Annotated in this window: 18 protein-coding genes and 4 tRNA genes; 21 read left to right on the top strand and 1 reads right to left on the bottom strand. The window is 47.4% G+C overall.

Features of this window, described 5'->3' with window-relative positions; translation table 11 throughout:
- The 8 genes from EXW96_RS17285 to EXW96_RS17250 all read left to right on the top strand — a co-directional run.
- A partial coding sequence (locus EXW96_RS17285) for a GntR family transcriptional regulator (RefSeq protein ID WP_174351046.1) occupies positions 1-631 on the top strand: 631 nt, incomplete at its 5' end.
- 318 nt (positions 632-949) lie between these two features.
- The gene (locus tag EXW96_RS17280) at positions 950-2,065 is read left to right on the top strand and encodes an amidohydrolase family protein (protein ID WP_174351045.1); all 1,116 of its coding nucleotides are present in this window, start codon (positions 950-952) and stop codon (positions 2,063-2,065) included.
- On the top strand, positions 2,062-2,418 hold the full coding sequence (locus EXW96_RS17275) for a Rieske (2Fe-2S) protein (protein ID WP_062410398.1): 357 nt from the start codon (positions 2,062-2,064) through the stop codon (positions 2,416-2,418). The genes EXW96_RS17280 and EXW96_RS17275 overlap by 4 nt, the downstream gene beginning before the upstream one ends.
- Positions 2,419-2,509: 91 nt before the next feature.
- Complete coding sequence (locus tag EXW96_RS17270) at positions 2,510-3,160, top strand: GntR family transcriptional regulator (RefSeq protein WP_174351044.1); 651 nt, start codon at positions 2,510-2,512, stop codon at positions 3,158-3,160.
- Between the two features lie 36 nt (positions 3,161-3,196).
- Positions 3,197-3,856: an RraA family protein gene (locus EXW96_RS17265; RefSeq protein WP_174351043.1), complete on the top strand. Its 660-nt coding sequence runs from the start codon at positions 3,197-3,199 to the stop codon at positions 3,854-3,856.
- Positions 3,857-3,883: 27 nt separating this feature from the next.
- Entirely contained in the window at positions 3,884-4,903 is a 1,020-nt protein-coding gene (locus EXW96_RS17260; protein WP_054820104.1) for a tripartite tricarboxylate transporter substrate binding protein, read from the top strand.
- A 92-nt stretch (positions 4,904-4,995) separates the two neighbouring features.
- Complete coding sequence (locus EXW96_RS17255; RefSeq protein WP_174351042.1) at positions 4,996-5,445, top strand: tripartite tricarboxylate transporter TctB family protein; 450 nt, start codon at positions 4,996-4,998, stop codon at positions 5,443-5,445.
- A 12-nt stretch (positions 5,446-5,457) separates the two neighbouring features.
- Positions 5,458-6,963 (top strand): tripartite tricarboxylate transporter permease, encoded by a 1,506-nt coding sequence (locus EXW96_RS17250; protein ID WP_254611438.1) that lies wholly within the window; start codon positions 5,458-5,460, stop codon positions 6,961-6,963.
- A 113-nt stretch (positions 6,964-7,076) separates the two neighbouring features.
- Here the strand turns inward: EXW96_RS17250 and EXW96_RS17245 are convergent, their stop codons facing one another.
- Positions 7,077-7,841, bottom strand: coding sequence for an IclR family transcriptional regulator (locus EXW96_RS17245; RefSeq protein WP_174351041.1), 765 nt, complete (start codon positions 7,839-7,841; stop codon positions 7,077-7,079).
- 367 nt (positions 7,842-8,208) lie between these two features.
- Between EXW96_RS17245 and EXW96_RS17240 the strand changes: the two genes are divergently transcribed.
- From EXW96_RS17240 to EXW96_RS17180, 13 genes are all read left to right on the top strand, one after another.
- Complete coding sequence (locus EXW96_RS17240; RefSeq protein WP_062410403.1) at positions 8,209-9,348, top strand: amidohydrolase family protein; 1,140 nt, start codon at positions 8,209-8,211, stop codon at positions 9,346-9,348.
- Entirely contained in the window at positions 9,345-9,716 is a 372-nt protein-coding gene (locus EXW96_RS17235; protein WP_062410404.1) for a Rieske (2Fe-2S) protein, read from the top strand. Before EXW96_RS17240 ends, EXW96_RS17235 begins: the two co-directional genes overlap by 4 nt.
- 83 nt (positions 9,717-9,799) lie before the next feature.
- The gene (locus EXW96_RS17230; protein WP_074729651.1) at positions 9,800-10,834 is read left to right on the top strand and encodes a TRAP transporter substrate-binding protein; all 1,035 of its coding nucleotides are present in this window, start codon (positions 9,800-9,802) and stop codon (positions 10,832-10,834) included.
- Between the two features lie 68 nt (positions 10,835-10,902).
- Positions 10,903-11,481, top strand: coding sequence for a TRAP transporter small permease (locus tag EXW96_RS17225; protein WP_062410406.1), 579 nt, complete (start codon positions 10,903-10,905; stop codon positions 11,479-11,481).
- A complete protein-coding gene (locus tag EXW96_RS17220) occupies positions 11,478-12,758 on the top strand; it encodes a TRAP transporter large permease (protein ID WP_174351040.1) in 1,281 nt (426 codons plus the stop codon). The genes EXW96_RS17225 and EXW96_RS17220 overlap by 4 nt, the downstream gene beginning before the upstream one ends.
- Before the next feature lie 83 nt (positions 12,759-12,841).
- Complete coding sequence (locus EXW96_RS17215; protein WP_254611437.1) at positions 12,842-13,864, top strand: zinc-dependent alcohol dehydrogenase; 1,023 nt, start codon at positions 12,842-12,844, stop codon at positions 13,862-13,864.
- Between the two features lie 33 nt (positions 13,865-13,897).
- Positions 13,898-14,584, top strand: a complete 687-nt coding sequence (locus EXW96_RS17210) for a tripartite tricarboxylate transporter substrate binding protein (RefSeq protein ID WP_217437400.1) — start codon at positions 13,898-13,900, stop codon at positions 14,582-14,584.
- Positions 14,585-15,028: 444 nt separating this feature from the next.
- Positions 15,029-16,144 (top strand): amidohydrolase family protein, encoded by a 1,116-nt coding sequence (locus tag EXW96_RS17205; protein WP_174351039.1) that lies wholly within the window; start codon positions 15,029-15,031, stop codon positions 16,142-16,144.
- Entirely contained in the window at positions 16,141-16,497 is a 357-nt protein-coding gene (locus tag EXW96_RS17200; protein WP_174351038.1) for a Rieske (2Fe-2S) protein, read from the top strand. The genes EXW96_RS17205 and EXW96_RS17200 overlap by 4 nt, the downstream gene beginning before the upstream one ends.
- Positions 16,498-16,832: 335 nt before the next feature.
- Positions 16,833-16,907, top strand: a tRNA-Gly gene (locus EXW96_RS17195).
- An 11-nt stretch (positions 16,908-16,918) separates the two neighbouring features.
- Positions 16,919-16,992 (top strand) — tRNA-Arg (locus EXW96_RS17190).
- Positions 16,993-17,028: 36 nt separating this feature from the next.
- A tRNA-Pro gene (locus EXW96_RS17185) sits at positions 17,029-17,105 on the top strand.
- Between the two features lie 9 nt (positions 17,106-17,114).
- Positions 17,115-17,185: transfer RNA gene (locus tag EXW96_RS17180), tRNA-Gly, on the top strand.
- The last annotated feature ends 96 nt before the right edge of the window (positions 17,186-17,281 follow it).

Genomic DNA, 17,281 nt, shown 5'->3' with positions numbered 1-17,281 from the left:
CAGCAACCTGCATGAGCGTGTATATGTTTACTTAAGGGATAAGATACTAAATAATGAATTGAAGCCGGGGTCCAAAATCATTTATGAAGATATTATCAAGGAGCTTGGGGTAAGTCGAACGCCGCTGCGGGATGCCATCAATAGACTAAAGCAGGACGGGCTTATTGATGTCAAACCGCGTTCGGGATCTTATGTCAATCTGCCTAATGTAAAGGATATTGAAGATTTGTATGATGTAAGAAAAGCTTTGGAACTCAAAGCCCTTACCATTGCGGCACGCACCATGTCAAAAGCTCAAATTCAATTACTGATCGATGAAGCGGACAGAGCTGAGGAATCCATCCGGAAAGGGGATATGAAACCCTTTTTTGAAGCCGACAGGAATCTTCATCGCACGATTATTCAACATTCCAATAACCAATTGCTGGTCTCGATTATGAGCACATTGGAATTAAAGATTAAATGGTATGGGGTCATTATTACCAAAAATTCGGACAGACCTCGGCAGGCGAACGAAATGCACAAGAAGATTTTGCAGGCTTTGTTCGATTCAAACATCGAAGAAGCCATACATCTAATGGATGTGCATATCGACGAGATTAAGCATCATACCATTGAGGATTATTCGTAATAGAGCAAGGAGGACGAATTTCAAGCAGGGATTCGTATGATCACGTTTCCTTATCCAGTATGATCATGATTCATCCTCCGGTTCGCAGGGGGCGTGCTTGGAGCATGTTCCGATTTGCCTCATATAAAACCGGTTCTTTTTTCTCAAAATTGAAGTTAAAAATGGAACAAAAAAAGTTTGACAGATTTGTGATATGTGTTATAATTTGAAATATCGACAGAATATAATATATTAGATATTAGATTCCTGATTGCCCAAAATGGAATCGTTTACAATAAAACGGTTTCGCGGCATGCAAACAACAGGAGGTTGAGACGTATGGAAGCGTCTGCGACGAAGAAAGCTTCTAAGTTCAATCACGGGATTATCGATTGCGATGTGCATCAGTGTGTCAAAAGCTATGACGATTTGAAGCCTTATATGCCGCGGGTATGGTGGGATCGATTGAAGGCCCACAATGCGACATTGCCTTTTCTCTTGTACCGTCCGATCCCATTGGAACGCAGCGATGCAGCACCCGGCAACGGACTTCCTCCGGGCTCCGACCCCGAATTCGCGAAGGCCGATTTACTGGATCGCTACAATATAGAAAGAGCGATTCTGACAGGCAACCTGCTGTCCATCTCGGCGCACAACAATCCGGATTACGCCGCGGCGCTGGCCTCCGCATTCAACGACTACACGATGGATACGTGGCTTCCAAGCGATGAGCGCTGGTTGGGGTCGATTGTGATCGCAACGCAAGACCCGCTGCTCGCCGCCAAAGAAATCGATCGTCTGGGGTCGCATCCGAGAGTAGTTCAAGTGCTTATGACGTCCGGATCACGCGAGCCTTACGGACAGCGACGCTACTATCCGATCTACGAAGCGGCGGTACGCAACAACCTGGTGATCGGGATTCACGGCGGCGGGGAAGGAGACGGCATCAACCCGCCGACAACGGCAGCAGGGTACCCGACGACGAACTTTGAGCGCCACAACATCCTGGCGATCCACCCCATGTCGCAGTTGAACAGCCTTGTTTGTGAAGGCGTTTTCGAAACGTTCCCGACGTTGAAGGTGGCTTTTATCGAGGGCGGCTTGGGATGGCTGCCGCATCTGATGTGGCGGATGGACAAAAACTTCCGTGCGATGCGCAGCGAAGTGCCGTGGTTGAAGTACAAGCCGAGCGAATATATTTTGAAGCATGTCCGCTTGACGACCCAGCCGATCGAAGAGCCGGACAACAGGGAACTGGTTCAAATGCTCCAATTGATGCGAGCTGAAAAAACGGTAATGTTCTCGACGGATTATCCGCACTGGGACAACGACGCTCCATTATTCGTGCTGAACAAGCTGCCTGAAGAGATGCGCCGGCGAGTAGCGTATGAGAACGCCGCCGAGATGTATCAGCTGCAGGAAAGAGGCTTGCTGGCAGGAGGTGTAGCGAAATGACGAAGTATGATGCCGTCGGAGTAGAAGAGCTTGAAGCCGGAGCATGCAAGATTGTAACGATTGCGGGAAAAAGCATCGGCGTATACTATAACGGCAAAGAATATTATGCGATCCGCAATGTGTGTCCTCACCAGCAGGTCGAGCTGTGTAAAGGGAAGTTCACGGGAACGACGCTGGAATCCAGGCCGCATGAATACATTTACGGAAGAGAAGGCGAGATTCTGACCTGTCCCTGGCATGCATGGGAGTTTGACGTGAAGACGGGGAAGGCGCTGGTCGACCCGGACCGGTACAGAGTGAAAGTGTACGAGGTATCGGTTGAAAATAACAGAGTATGGGTGCATGTGGATTAAATGGTGTTTTTAGCTGATCATCATTCTCGTTAATTCTCTCGATAACTATAAATTTATGGGTCATATAGTATGGGATTCTGGGAGCTGAAACATGATAACGCTTAAATTGGATCCGGAAGGGGATTCACTCAGTGAACGCGTTTATCTGTCTTTAAGACAAGCGCTCTTAAAGGGAGAACTTTATCCCGGTTTCCGGTTGGTCGTTTTAGATATCGCCAATTCTCTAGGGATAAGTCAAGCTCCGGTCAGAGAGGCCATGGAACGGCTGAAACAAGAAGGCTTGCTCATCAGCAAGCATAACAAAGGTTCATTTGTATCCGATATTACGCAGAAGAAAATCGAGGACATCTATGAAATGCGGGAGCTGATTGAAGGCTTTGCCGTAAAGAGAGCGCTGCCAACATTGAAATCAAGCGACATCGATTATTTGAACCGATTGTATTCGGAAATGAAAAGGTGTGCCCAAGAGGATGATGTATTCCGATTGATCGAATATGACATGCGCTTTCATGGTTTGTTCTACGAACGCTGCGGCAATGAAGTCCTGTCTCAGCAATGGAATCAGATCCATGTTCAAATCAAGAGATTCATAGCGGTTGCGACGCAAATCTATTTCCCTAAATTGGAAGCGGTTGCAGACAGCCATATTCCGCTTCTCCGTTCTCTGGAAAACGGCGACGTTCATGAAGCGGAAGCCATCTTTAGCGATCATATCAAAGTATGGTGGCGGACGAAAAAATGAGTTGTCCAATAAAATCGGATAAAGGAGTGAGAAGGATTGCCAGAATCCCAGCAGTATTATGATACGCTGCAAGAAAAGCTGTACTCCGCCGTTATTTCTGATATCCTGGATGCTCACGGCTACAGAAATCAGACCATGCATCCGGATATTCGGCCGCTGACTCCGGATATGGTTGTCGTGGGACGAGCCAAAACGGTGCAGGTGGCTGATGTGCACCGGATTCCGGAAAAGCCTTATGAGAAACAGATTCAGGTTCTGGATGCGATTCAACCGGGCGAGATTTTTGTAGGAGCGGTCAACGGCTCTAAACGCTCAGCCTTCTTTGGAGAACTGATGTCAACAGCGACACAGGTTGCCGGCGGCAGAGGAGCCATCATCGACGGGATGGTCAGAGACGCCAAAAAAATTCTGGAATTAGGATTCCCCGTATTTTCTATAGGATTTCGGCCTACCGATTCCCTGGGGCGAAATGAAGTGATCGAGTACGACGTTACGATCGAATGCGGCGGAGTTACCGTTCAGCCGGGAGATCTCATTTTTGGCGATATGGATGGCGTTGTCGTGATTCCAAAGGCAATAGAAAAGCTGGTCATAGAGCAGGCGCTGGATAAAGTCAGCGGAGAAAATCTGGTTCGCGACAAAATTCGTGAAGGCATGAAAGTTTCAGAAGTGTTTCAAACCTATGGTATTTTATAAAACAAATGAAAACTAGGGGGATATACGATGAACAAAACAATGAAACTTGGAACGGTTGGATTACTTCTTGGAGCGACAATACTGGCTTCAGCCTGTGGCAATCAAGCATCTACGCCAGCAGGGGGATCCGATGCAGCGGAAACACCTAAAAAAGAAGCTGTGAAGTTCCCTACAAAGCCGATCGAGCTTATCGTACCTTTCGCTGCCGGCGGAGGAACGGATCTGGTGGGCCGTGCTATAGCCGAAGCACTGAAGCCTTTGCTTGGACAAGATGTCGTGGTTGTCAATAAGACCGGCGGATCCGGTTCAGTCGGAATGAATGAAGTCGCTCAAGCCAAGGCCGACGGGTACAAAATGGTCATGGCGACACGGGAGATTGTCTCGAATCCGCTACTTGGTCTTGCGCCATTTAAAACGACCGATTTCAAGTTTGTAGGGAACATTAACAGAGACCCCGCTATGATTGTCGTTTCCTCCAAATCGAAATACAAAACGTTTGAGGACCTGATTAACGATATCAAAGCCAACCCTGGAAAATTAAATTTCGCTTCATCCTCTACACCTAGCTTATATGGTATTCCATTTGCCGAAGCTGCCAATTTGGATTTTATTACGATTCCTTTCCAAGGTTCGGCCCAGGCGATTGTCGAGGTATTGGGCGGCAGAGCTGAATTCGGAATTTACAACCCGGGCGAAGTCAAATCCCAAATCGAAAGTGGAGATTTACGCCCGCTCGCAGTAATGAACGACAAGCGGCTTGAAGGATTCTTCAAGGATGTGCCGACTGTAAAGGAAAAAGGAATTAATGTCGATTGGGCCGGAACTTACCGCGGGATTGCCGTACCTAAAGATACGCCGGATGAAGTTGTAAAAGTGTTGGAAGAAGCGCTTGGCAAAGCAGTGAAGGATCAAAAGTTTGTTGAATTCATGAATAAACAAAATCTGTTTATTGATTATTTAAATTCAGCAGAATTCCAGGAAATGATTAAGAAGGATACGGTAGCATTGGATGCCATTGTACAGGTAGTGAACAAGCAAAAGAAATAATCATGAGGAATGGGGGCGGAGTATGATCTGGTCAATTCTCCCGCCCCTTTCGAATGCTTTGACCCTGTACTTTTGAGAAAGGGTGTGTAAGATTGAAAAACGCGGGTATGTGGGCGGCTTTACTTCTGCTCGGATTTTCAGGATTTATGTTTTGGCAGTCTTTATCTTATCCTTATTATACTCCTGTGGGCCCTGGGCCTGGTTTTCTTCCAAGATGGATATGTATCGCTTTAATCGTGCTCTCTATTTTGTATCTGTGGGAATCGATTAAGAAAAGCGTGATTTATTTTTCGGAAATTTTACCAAAAGGAAGGCCTTTAGCCAGTGTGCTTGTTGCATTAGGTTCCTTGCTCGTATTTATTGTCATTGTAGATTTTACGGGGTTTGTCATTTCCGCTGTCGTGTTATTATTCATCTCTTTGGTTCGGGAATATAAGTGGTATTCGGCACTAGGCATTTCGATTGTCACTTCACTATTTGTTTTTTATGTGTTTTATACGCTGTTGGGTGTTCCACTGCCTGTGAACGCACTCGGATGGTAAGGAGGAAATAATTTGGAGTCGTTTGCACAACTAATCATGGGATTTGAGACAGCTCTGAGTTGGTGGAATCTGCTGTACTGTTTAATTGGAGTTACCATCGGAATGCTGGTTGGCGTCCTGCCTGGTTTAGGGCCGACAACCGCTACGGCACTTTTGCTGCCGATCACTTTCTCGATGGAGCCCGTATCGGCCATCATCATGCTGGCGGGGATTTATTACGGTTCCCTGTATGGCGGCACCATCACTTCAGTCCTGATTAATACACCAGGTGAAGCGGCCTCGGTAATCACCTGTCTCGACGGTCATCCGCTTGCCAAACAAGGTAGGGCTGGAACCGCGTTGGGCGTTGCCGGTATCGGTTCCTTTATCGGAGGGATTTTCACGACGCTGGGGCTCGTATTTGTTGCGCCTCCACTCGCCGCAATGGCATTGGAATTCGGTCCTCCGGAATTTTTCGCGCTTATTTTGGTTGGCCTGGTCATGGTCATTGGTTTAATGGGAAAATCATTGGTTCGCGGATTGATATCCGCCCTTCTGGGTTTAATCCTATCCTTGGTTGGTATGGATACGATTTCAGGGGCCGTGCGTTTTGATTTGGGGCAGCCCTTTTTAATGAGCGGTCTGGATTTTGTGACCATCACCATGGGTTTATTCGGAATTTCCGAGGTCCTTTTCGGGATGGAAAACATGTCAAAAGCGGAGAAGCCCGCCAAGGTAAAGGGACTTCTTCCCAAACGGGAAGAATGGCCGGCTACGTTAAAGGCGATCGGTCGCGGTACCGGAATCGGTTTTTTAACCGGTCTTATTCCGGGCTCCAACTCCGTTATACCTGCAATTCTGTCTTATTCTTTAGAAAAAAAGCTTGCCAAGGACCCTTCAAGGTTCGGTAAAGGCGCCATTGAAGGCGTTGCAGGGCCGGAGACAGCGAACAATGCTTACTGCGGCTCGGCCATGATTCCATTGTTCACACTGGGAATTCCGAGTTCACCAACGATTGCAATTCTTTTTGGAGCTTTTATCATGCACGGCCTTACGCCAGGGCCTACTTTATTCCAAACCAACCCGGACATCGTTTGGGCGATTATTGCCAGTATGTTCATCGGGAATACGATTCTTCTGATCATGAACCTGCCGATGGCGGGGATGTGGGCGAAGATTGCCATGGTTCCCGGGAAATTGCTTTATCCTATGATTATTGTCGTTTCCGTAATCGGGGCCTATAGCGTAAACAACAGCCTTTGGGACGTAGGGATCATGTTTGTGTTCGGTGTTGTCGGATACTTTATGAAAAAACTGGAAATTCCTTTGGCGCCTCTCGTATTGACTTTTGTTCTGGGTAAAATGCTGGAGACTTCTTTGCTGCAGTCGTTAATCTTCTTCAAGGGTGACTTTATGGGTTTCTTCCAACGCCCTATCGCAGGCACGTTACTGGTAATTTCAGCGGTGATTTTGATCTTTAGCATTTATTCCAGCGTTAGAAACAAAAGAGGCTTCCTTGCGGATGACGTTGAAGCGTAATCCATTCATTCCTTCATATGATGAATATTTTAGTTAATATGATGAAATAGATGAGTGTATCGACGAGCCCAGACCTTTATCAGGTACTGGGTTCGTTTCGTTAGGAGGCCGGATTAATTGTCCTTAAGCAGAGAGGTGATCCGGTTTGTCGCTTCTTGGATGGCTGCGATCATCTCCGGTTCCCTTTTCTCCTGAGCCGTGACGAACGGGATACAGATGCTCATACTGGCAATCATTTGGCCGGTGGAATCATAGATAGGAGCGGCAAAACATTTGCAGGCTTCATAGGATTCGGCATCATCAATGCTGTAGCCTCTCTTTCTTATTCGTTCCAGTTCGGCAATGAGCTCATCCACGCTGGTGATCGTATTAGCGGTCAATTTTTCAAATGGATACCCTTCATACAGCGATCTGATCTGCTCATTGGAGTGGGCGGACAAAAGCATTTTGCCAACGGCTGTAATATAGGCGCTTTGGGCCCGGCCGACCTCCATATGATAGCGCAGGGGATTGGTCGATTCCTCAAAAGCAATGTAGACGATATCCAAGCCGTCCAGAACAGCCAGGTGGACATTTTCGTTAAATTTGCTTTTGATTTGCTTCATAATGGGCTTGGCTATCGGAACTAAAGGAGTGGCAGACATCATATTGGAAAATTGATAAAATTTGGAGCCCAAAAAAAGCTTGCGGGATTCGTCCATTTTTAAGTACCTGCGCTGCAGCATCGTATGTACCAGCGCATGGATGCTGCTGTCGGCGATATTAAGCTTTTTGCCTAACTCCCGAATATGAAGCCCGTCACTGTGCTTTACCAACGCCTCTAGTATATCAAACACCCGATCTGCAGATTTGACCGGTGTGAAAGGCTTGTTTTTCATCGGACAACCCCCAAAAGTACATGATGTTACCCTGATTATAGCATAGCCGGCCCGGTCTAAGTATATGTTCATCTCATGATATTGTCGTTTAATAGGGCATATTTTTTATCATATACGAAAAGAGATTCCCTGTATATGAAATTTAAGGAAATTTTTCGTTTGACAAGAAAACGGATAATAAAGTAACATATTACATATATAGAAAAACAAATATCTCATATGTGAAAACTTTCGACTTCAACCATCGATAATGAGGGGAAAGTGATGCCGGCAGACGTGAGTTCCACTGATTTGAAAGCGATTCCAAAAGATGCGGGTGGTAAAGCTTACATGGTTAATGATTAATCTATTGAGGGAGTGATCATGAATGGCACAAGTTGAAGTCAAAGCACCGGAAAAAAAGGTTCGAATGAAACGCTCGATGATTGACTGCGATGTCCATCATCTTGCCCCGGTATCTGCGGTAAAAGACCATTTGCCGAGGTTTTACCGTGATCAGATCGATTTGTGGGGATGGCGGCTTCCGGGTCCGATCTATTTAAACGGCGGGGTTCAGGGGTTAACCGTTGACTCGACTCCTCCGGACGGCACCAACCCTCTTGGCGGTCGCGGTGACCTGGAATATTTGAGGTCGCAGCACCTGGATCCGTTCAACGTCGAATACGGCATATTAACCGGAAGCGATTACTCATTCCAAGCTTCACCCGATCCCGATTATGCGGCAGCGATCTGTTCCGCGCTTAATGATTATACGATAGAGCATTGGACTTCAAAGGACAAAAGGCTGAAGGCCTCTTTGTTTATTGCAAAGCAGGATCCGCTGCTGGCAGCCAAAGAGATCGACCGGATCGGTTCGCATCCGGACATGGTTCAGGTTATCGTGGCGAACGGTGCTGAGAAGCCCTATGGAAACCGTTTTTACCATCCGATTTATGAGGCTTGTGTGCGGCATAATTTGCCGTTCAACATCCATGTGCTTACCGAAGGGCTAGGCATCAACACAGGACCGACAGGTGCCGGTTATGTGACCTACTACCCCGAGTATAGGGCTGCAAGACCGCAGGTCATGATGGCGCACCTGGCCAGCTTTATCTTTGAAGGGGTGTTCGAGAAATTCCCGACATTGAAGGTTGTGCTTCAAGAGGCCGGTGCGTTCTGGATTGCACCGTTCTTATGGAAGCTGGATTCCGATTGGAAAAGTCTCCGTTTCCAAACGCCATGGGTGAAAAAAGCGCCCAGCGAATATTTTCGCAGCAACGTCAGAGTGACCTCCCAGCCGATCGAGATGCCGCCGAGCACAGAGCTGTTCCAGCAAATGATGAAGGCCATTTATGCCGATGAATGCTTAATGTTCTGCAGCGATTTTCCGCATTGGGATTTTGATTCTCCGCTGTTGACATTCCCTAAATTGGATGATGCGCTATGGGAAAGAATATTCTATCAGAATGCAGCGGACTTATATGAACTTCCCGCACGAAGAAGCGATCAAGGAGGAGCAGAGGGATGAAACGGTTTCTGGCAGGAAAGGTATCCGAAATTCCTGAGGGTTCAAAGAAAATAATTCAGGCCGAAGGACGCAGCGTCGGCGTTTATAATATAGCGGGGCAATATTATGCGCTGCGCAACACCTGCCCGCATCAGGGAGCTGAGCTTTGTTCCGGTATTACGGCATCGTATATTACTTCTTCCGGTCCGGGAGATTTTGTTTACGAACGCGAAGGCGAGATCGTCCGCTGCCCTTGGCACCAATGGGAATTCGATATTAAGACGGGCTGTATGATCACGGATCCGAAGATGAGGACGAAAACATATGATGTCACCGTGGAACGGTACGATGTCTCCGTTGAGGAGAATCAGGTGTATGTCCATCTGTAGGAGACTGTACATAAAGCCGGGCTTGGAGCCTGGCTTTCTATGTAAGCGAGAAGATTATCCATATGGGATGGAGGTAATATTTTATGAAGAAGAGAGGAATGACTCTGGGGTTAGCAGCTGTAATGGCATTGAGCACGCTATTGGCCGGATGCGGAACCGGCAGCACCCAAGCCACCGGCACGCAAGGAGCAGGCGGCACGGCCAAAACCGTTGAGCTGAAATTTGGTCATGTACTATCCCAGGATAGCCACTTTCAGGTGATGGCCGACAAGATGGCGGAGCTGGCTGCAGCAAAGTCCAATGGTACCATTAAAATTACGGTGTTCCCTCAATCTCAGTTAGGCGGGGACTCGAAGATGATTCAGTCCATGCGTACAGGAGTTCAAGCATTGTCGATTACGAATCAGGCCTCGCTGGTAAATACGGTTCCGGAATTGACGATTTTCGATCTGCCTTACTTGTTTGACAGCATAGATCAAGCGAATAAAGTGCTTAACGGCCCCGTAGGTCAAAAATATCTGGATTTGCTCCCGCAGCATGGACTTATCGGGTTGGGGTATATGAGTGTAGTGGAACGCAACGTATTTGCCAACAAAGCGATCCATAAGCCCGGGGACATGAAATCATTAAAGCTCAGAACGATGCAGGCCCCGGGGCACATCAAAGCTTATGAGCTGCTGGGGACACAACCGACGCCGATGGCTTATTCCGAAGTGTATTTGTCCCTGCAGCAAGGGGTGGTAGACGGAGGAGATACGCCTCCCGACCAATTTATTATGGATAAATTTATTGAAGTAGCCAAGTTCTATAACATGACCAAGATTCATTACTTGCCTCTGATTTTGACGATGTCCAAAATGCAATGGGATAAGATGAGTCCGGAACAACAAAAGACCGTTCAAGAAGCGGCCAAAGAAGCATTGGCCTTCCAAACCGAATACTACAAAAAAGAATACCATGATTCGCTCGAAAAGATGAAGGCGGCCGGGGTTAAGGTCATCGAAACCGATGTCAACGCTTTGAAGGAACAAACCAGTAAGGCTTACGATGTGATTTTGAAGGATATTCCGAACGGAAAACAGCTTTTGGAAGAAATTGAAGCTGCAAAGAAACAATAATTGGTTATGGGGGCTGAAATGGCCCCCATCTGTACCCTTCAAGCCGACAATAGAAAGGGGTTGATTTTGTGCTGCTCATCAAATTCGTTGATAAGTTAAATAAAGTGATGGAATGCCTTGCCGGATTCGCATTGGCACTGATGACTGCCGTTGTATTTGTGCAGGTATTCGTTCGATTTGTACTTGGCGAATTGGGCATTCAGGCATCGGTGCCATGGACGGAGGAATTGGCAAGATATCTCATGATTTGGGCCATTTTTATCGGTGCAGCCGTTGCTGCGCGTAGAGTCGATTCGCTAGCTGTGGAAATCTTGATTCAGGTCGTTCCGCCGTCAGCAGGAAAAATATTGAAACTTACTGCCTATCTATTCGTTCTTGTTTTTTATGTGTGCATTTTCTTTGTTGGCTTAGAAATGGCACAATTCGGATTCTCAGAAAAGGCTCCCGTCTTGAAAGTGCCGATGGTTTACGTATACTCGGCGATGTCCATAGGCGCAGCTTTGACGATTTTGAATACGGTTACATCTTTAATCGATATTTACGTTAACAAAAAGGATATTCTGGATACATCAGATGAAGAAATAAACGCAGAAGTCGAGGCGGCAATAGAAGATTACAAGAAGAACAGAAAGGAGATCGCCGTATGATTTCGTTATTGTTCATTTCCTTTATTGTTTTTCTGTTCATCAGCCTTCCGATTGCTGTTTGTTTGGGCTTTGCTTCCTTAGTGGCTTTATATTTGAAAGGGATTCCTCTGATTACAGTGGCTCAATCCGTATTTGAAAGCTTGGACTCCTTTGCTCTGATGGCGGTTCCCTTCTTCATATTGGCGGGTAACCTGATGCAGACAGACGGCATGTCCAGACGATTAATTAACCTGGCGAATGTTCTGGTCGGTTGGTTCAGGGGCGGTCTGGGATCGGTAGCTGTGTTAACCTCCATGTTTTTTGCGACCATTTCGGGCTCCTCGTCTGCAACAACGGCAGCAGTGGGTTCAACACTCATACCGGCGATGGAGAATAAGGGGTATCCGAAGAACTTCGCCACGGCTACATGTGCCGCTTCCGGTGAGCTTGGAGTCATCATTCCTCCGTCCATTCCCATGGTCGTTTATGGTTTAGTAGCGAACGTTTCGGTAGGCAGCTTGTTTTTGGGCGGCTTTATTCCAGGTATTATGATTGGTCTTTCCCTTATTCTGGTCATTATCATTGTGGCGAGGGTGAAAGGCTTTGATGTTGTCCATCGCACAGATAAACTTCAATGGTTAAAAGATTTGTGGAAAGCATTTCTGGATTCGGCGTTAGCCCTCCTCATGCCCTTCATTATTCTTGGGGGAATTTATAAAGGCTGGTTTACACCCACAGAGGCTTCTGTCATTGCAGTGGTTTACGGTTTTGTCATCGGGATGTTCGTTTATCGCGAGATTAAATGGAAAGATTTAATGCCCATTTTTTCCAGATCGATTCTTGCGACCGCAGTCATCATGATGATTGTAGGCTATGCATCGATTTTCGGTTACATCTTGACCGTTGAAGAGGTCCCGCAAAGGCTGGGTAAAGCGATAGCCGAATTCTCGGATAATCCTATTGTCTTTTTGTTGTTGGTCAATATCTTCTTATTTGTTGCGGGAACGATCATGGAAGCGTTAATCACCATTATTATTGTAGCCCCTATTCTGGCTCCGATTGCTATACAATTTGGAATCGACCCTGTTCACTTCGGGATTATTATGGTGGTTAACGTTGCGATCGGCATGTTAACTCCGCCGGTAGCCGTAAATCTGGTGGTGGCCTGTCAAATTGCCAAATTGAAAATGAGCCAATTGACTCGTCCTGTATTGTTATACCTGGGCATTTTAACTTTAGATGTTCTAATCATCAGCTACGTTCCCATACTATCTACCTGGCTCCCTTCATTTATGTAGTGTCGGGTAAACAGCGTAAGGGGAATGCGGCATCATGATCTGCTTAACCGGGTGAAACAAATAAATAAATACGTGGGGAGAAAATGATGATGAAAGCTGCGTTTTATGAAGGAAACAGAACGATTCGTGTAGGAGAAGGCATCAGTGTGCCGCCTCGCACAGGGGAAGTGCAAATTGAGGTTTCTCATGCCGGCATTTGCGGAACGGATCTGCATATTTTTCACGGCCATATGGACAAAAGAGTAAGCTTTCCTCAAGTTATGGGTCATGAGATGTCGGGGGTGATTCATGCGTTAGGAGAGGGCGTTACCGGTTATGCCGTTGGAGACCGTGTGACGGTGATGCCTCTAAGCCCATGCGGTCAGTGTCCAGCCTGTTCAGCCGGACACAACCACATCTGCCAGAACTTGAAATTTCTCGGCATTGAAACGCCCGGAGCCTTTCAAAGCTTGTGGACGGTACCTGCCTTTACCCTGCACCGTCTTCCGGATAGCTTATCCTTAGAGCATGGGGCCATGATCGAACCGCTGGCTGTGGCATGTCACGATGTAAGAATCGGTGAAGTAACAAGCGGGGAATATATTGTCGTGCTTGGCGGAGGGCCGATCGGCATGCTGATTGCTCTGGTAGCCAGAGAAGCGGGAGCCAAAGTATTAATATCGGAAATCAATCCGTTTCGTCTGGAATTAGCCAAAGCGCTCGGTTTGGATACGATCAATCCCAAAGAAGCAGACATTGTCGAATATGTCAATAAACAAACGGGAATGGCAGGAGCTGACGTCGTGTTCGAAGTCACCTCATCGGCAGCCGGAGCGGAAGTCATGACCCGACTGCCCCGTACGCGTGGCCGCATTGTAGTGGTGGGGATTTTTACACAGCCGCCGAAAGTGGACCTCCACCGGTTTTTCTGGCGGGAGTTAAAAATGTCCGGAGCAAGAGTGTATGAGCATGAGGATTTTGAAAAAGCGATACAGCTGTCCGCATCCGGTCAATTGCCGCTGGATCGTTTGATTACTGAAATTTATCCTCTGGAGCGGTTGGAGGAAGGATTCAGGCAAATGGAAGGCGGAAGCAGCGTAATGAAAATTTTACTGAAGTGCTCCTGATTTTGATCTTATACGACTAGGGGGATAACCGGTATGAAAAAAACATCGGCCATCATCGCAACAGGCTCTCTTCTTCTGATGACTCTGTTCGCTTCAGGCTGCGGAAATCAAAACGTGAATTCGAGTTCGGCGGAAATGAAGCCGGAAAAGAAAGAAGAAAAAAAGACCACTAATTATCCTGCGAAGCCGATTGAAATCATAGTTCCTTTTGCTGCAGGAGGCGGGACGGATATCATGTGGCGCGCTCTGGCTGAATCGATGAAGACGGTGCTTGGCCAGGATGTCGTTATTGTGAATAAAACCGGCGGATCCGGTGCGGTAGGCATGAATGAAGGGCTTCAAGCGAAGCCCGACGGATACAAATTAACGGCGGCAAACCGTGAAATTGCAGCCCTTCCTGTGCTCGGTCTGGCCCCGTTTAAAACATTCGATTTTAAGTTTATCGGTAAGGTCAATACGGATCCCGCCATGGTGGTTGTTTCTTCCAAATCAAAATATCAAACATTTGAAGAGTTGGTTGCCGATATCAAAGCCAATCCGGGAAAGCTGAATTTCGCCTCCTCCTCCACACCAAGCTATTACGGCATTCCATTTGCCGAAGCTGCCGATCTGGATTTTGTCACGATTCCTTTCCAAGGCACGGGGCAGGCCGTTGTAGAGGTTTTGGGCGGAAGAGCCGAATTCGGAATTTATGGGATCGGTGAAGTAAAAAATTCATGAATAAACAAAACCTGTTCATTGACTATCAGAATGGAGCAGACTTTAAAAAGATGCTTGAACAAGATCTGAAAGATTTGGAAGTGGTCGCAGAGGTCGTAAAAAGGCAGAAATAATATAGAAAAAGTGAATTGACAGATGGGTTGATTGTGCTATAATGTGAAGTATTAACTGATATATTAGATATCAGTTAATAAACAACAGGATTTAGAATGTTGAAGAGATGGAAAGCGGGGATCAAAGATCTGTTGAAGGATGTGACCTACAGAAAAAACTATAACGAGTAGAGCTGGATGGCACTAAAATGGAACCGTTTACATCTTGCTGGAGTCTGTATTGTAAGGAATTTACATGCATTCATGTTGGCCTGATGGGGCCATTTCAAGCATGGATGTACGCGGTTTGTGGTCGAAGGCTGGATTCAAAAACAACAGGAGGTTGAGACGTATGGAAGCGTCTGCGACGAGGAAAGCTTCTAAGTTCAATCACGGGATTATCGATTGCGATGTGCATCAGTGTGTCAAAAGCTATGACGATTTGAAGCCTTATATGCCGCGGGTATGGTGGGATCGATTGAAGGCCCACAATGCGACATTGCCTTTTCTCTTGTACCGTTCGATCCCATTGGAACGCAGCGATGCAGCACCCGGCAACGGACTTCCTCCGGGCTCCGACCCCGAATTCGCGAAGGCCGATTTACTGGATCGCTACAATATAGAAAGAGCGATTCTGACAGGCAACCTGCTGTCCATCTCGGCGCACAACAATCCGGATTACGCCGCGGCGCTGGCCTCCGCATTCAACGACTACACGATGGATACGTGGCTTCCAAGCGATGAGCGCTGGTTGGGTTCGATTGTCATCGCAACGCAAGACCCGCTGCTCGCCGCCAAAGAGATCGATCGTCTAGGGTCGCATCCGAGAGTGGTTCAAGTGCTTATGACGTCCGGATCACGCGAGCCTTACGGACAGCGACGCTACTATCCGATCTACGAAGCGGCGGTACGCAACAACCTGGTGATCGGGATTCACGGCGGCGGGGAAGGAGATGGCATCAACCCGCCGACAACGGCAGCAGGGTACCCGACGACGAACTTTGAGCGCCACAACATCCTGGCGATCCACCACATGTCGCAGTTGAACAGCCTTGTTTGTGAAGGCGTTTTCGAAACGTTCCCGACGTTGAAGGTGGCTTTCATCGAGGGCGGCTTGGGATGGCTGCCGCATCTGATGTGGCGGATGGACAAAAACTTCCGTGCGATGCGCAGCGAAGTGCCGTGGTTGAAGTACAAGCCGAGCGAATATATTTTGAAGCATGTCCGCTTGACGACCCAGCCGATCGAAGAGCCGGACAACAGGGAACTGGTTCAAATGCTCCAATTGATGCGAGCCGAAAAAACGGTAATGTTCTCGACGGACTATCCGCACTGGGACAACGACGCTCCATTATTCGTGCTGAACAAGCTGCCTGAAGAGATGCGCCGGCGGGTAGCGTACGAGAACGCCGCCGAGATGTATCAGCTGCAGGAAAGAGGCTTGCTGGCAGGAGGTGTAGCGAAATGACGAAGTATGATGCCGTCGGAGTAGAAGAGCTTGAAGCCGGAGCATGCAAGATTGTAACGATTGCGGGAAAAAGCATCGGCGTATACTATAACGGCAAAGAATATTATGCGATCCGCAATGTGTGTCCTCACCAGCAGGTCGAGCTGTGTAAAGGGAAGTTCACGGGAACGACGCTGGAAACCAAGCCGCATGAATACATTTACGGAAGAGAAGGCGAGATTCTGACCTGTCCCTGGCATGCATGGGAGTTTGACGTGAAGACGGGGAAGGCGCTGGTCGACCCGGACCGGTACAGAGTGAAAGTGTACGAGGTATCGGTTGAAAATAACAGAGTATGGGTACATGTGGATTAACCGTTATTATACAGTACGCCCTTAGACAGATCGTCTGTCTAAGGGTATTTTCCGTTCCCTCTCGTCCTGTAAACAGCAATCCATAAACGGCTTTTTCAGGCGTTCTTTTTCACCTGCGGGATTGAATAATCGCCGGTTTCTTCATATTCGGTTCTATCCTTGTAAAGAATAATGGTATTCTATCCAAGGGCTGTTCGTTTATTGGATTGTCCGTCTCTACAGGTTTGTTCGCAGTGTTAAAAAAAAATCAAAAAAACATTTGCATTTCTCTTCAGAAAATGATATATTAATTCTTGTCGCTGTTGAGGGATGGCCAAGCAATCCCGCCAGTCAGTGCGGAAGTGGCTCAGGGGTAGAGCATCGCCTTGCCAAGGCGAGGGTCGCGGGTTCGAATCCCGTCTTCCGCTCCAATAATGAATATGTGCCCTTAGCTCAGCTGGATAGAGCGTTTGACTACGAATCAAAAGGTCGGGAGTTCGAATCTCTCAGGGCACGTAGTAAAACAAGGGCTGCAAGCAGCCTCATAGCTAACGGGACGTAGCTCAGCTTGGTAGAGCACCTGGTTTGGGACCAGGGGGTCGCATGTTCAAATCGTGTCGTCCCGACCATCAATCGATGCGGGTGTAGTTCAATGGTAGAACTCCAGCCTTCCAAGCTGGTAGCGTGGGTTCGATTCCCATCACCCGCTTACGTAATGCAAAAAGCTTCTGACACTTCAAGTGCCGGAAGCTTTTTGCATTTTTTAATATTTTCATCGACAATTGCGAGAAATATCGCTTTCATT

Source organism: Paenibacillus sp. JMULE4 (genome assembly GCF_013337105.1).
GTDB classification, from domain to species: domain Bacteria; phylum Bacillota; class Bacilli; order Paenibacillales; family NBRC-103111; genus Paenibacillus_G; species Paenibacillus_G naphthalenovorans.
This window is presented reverse-complemented; position numbering and strand designations above follow the sequence as displayed.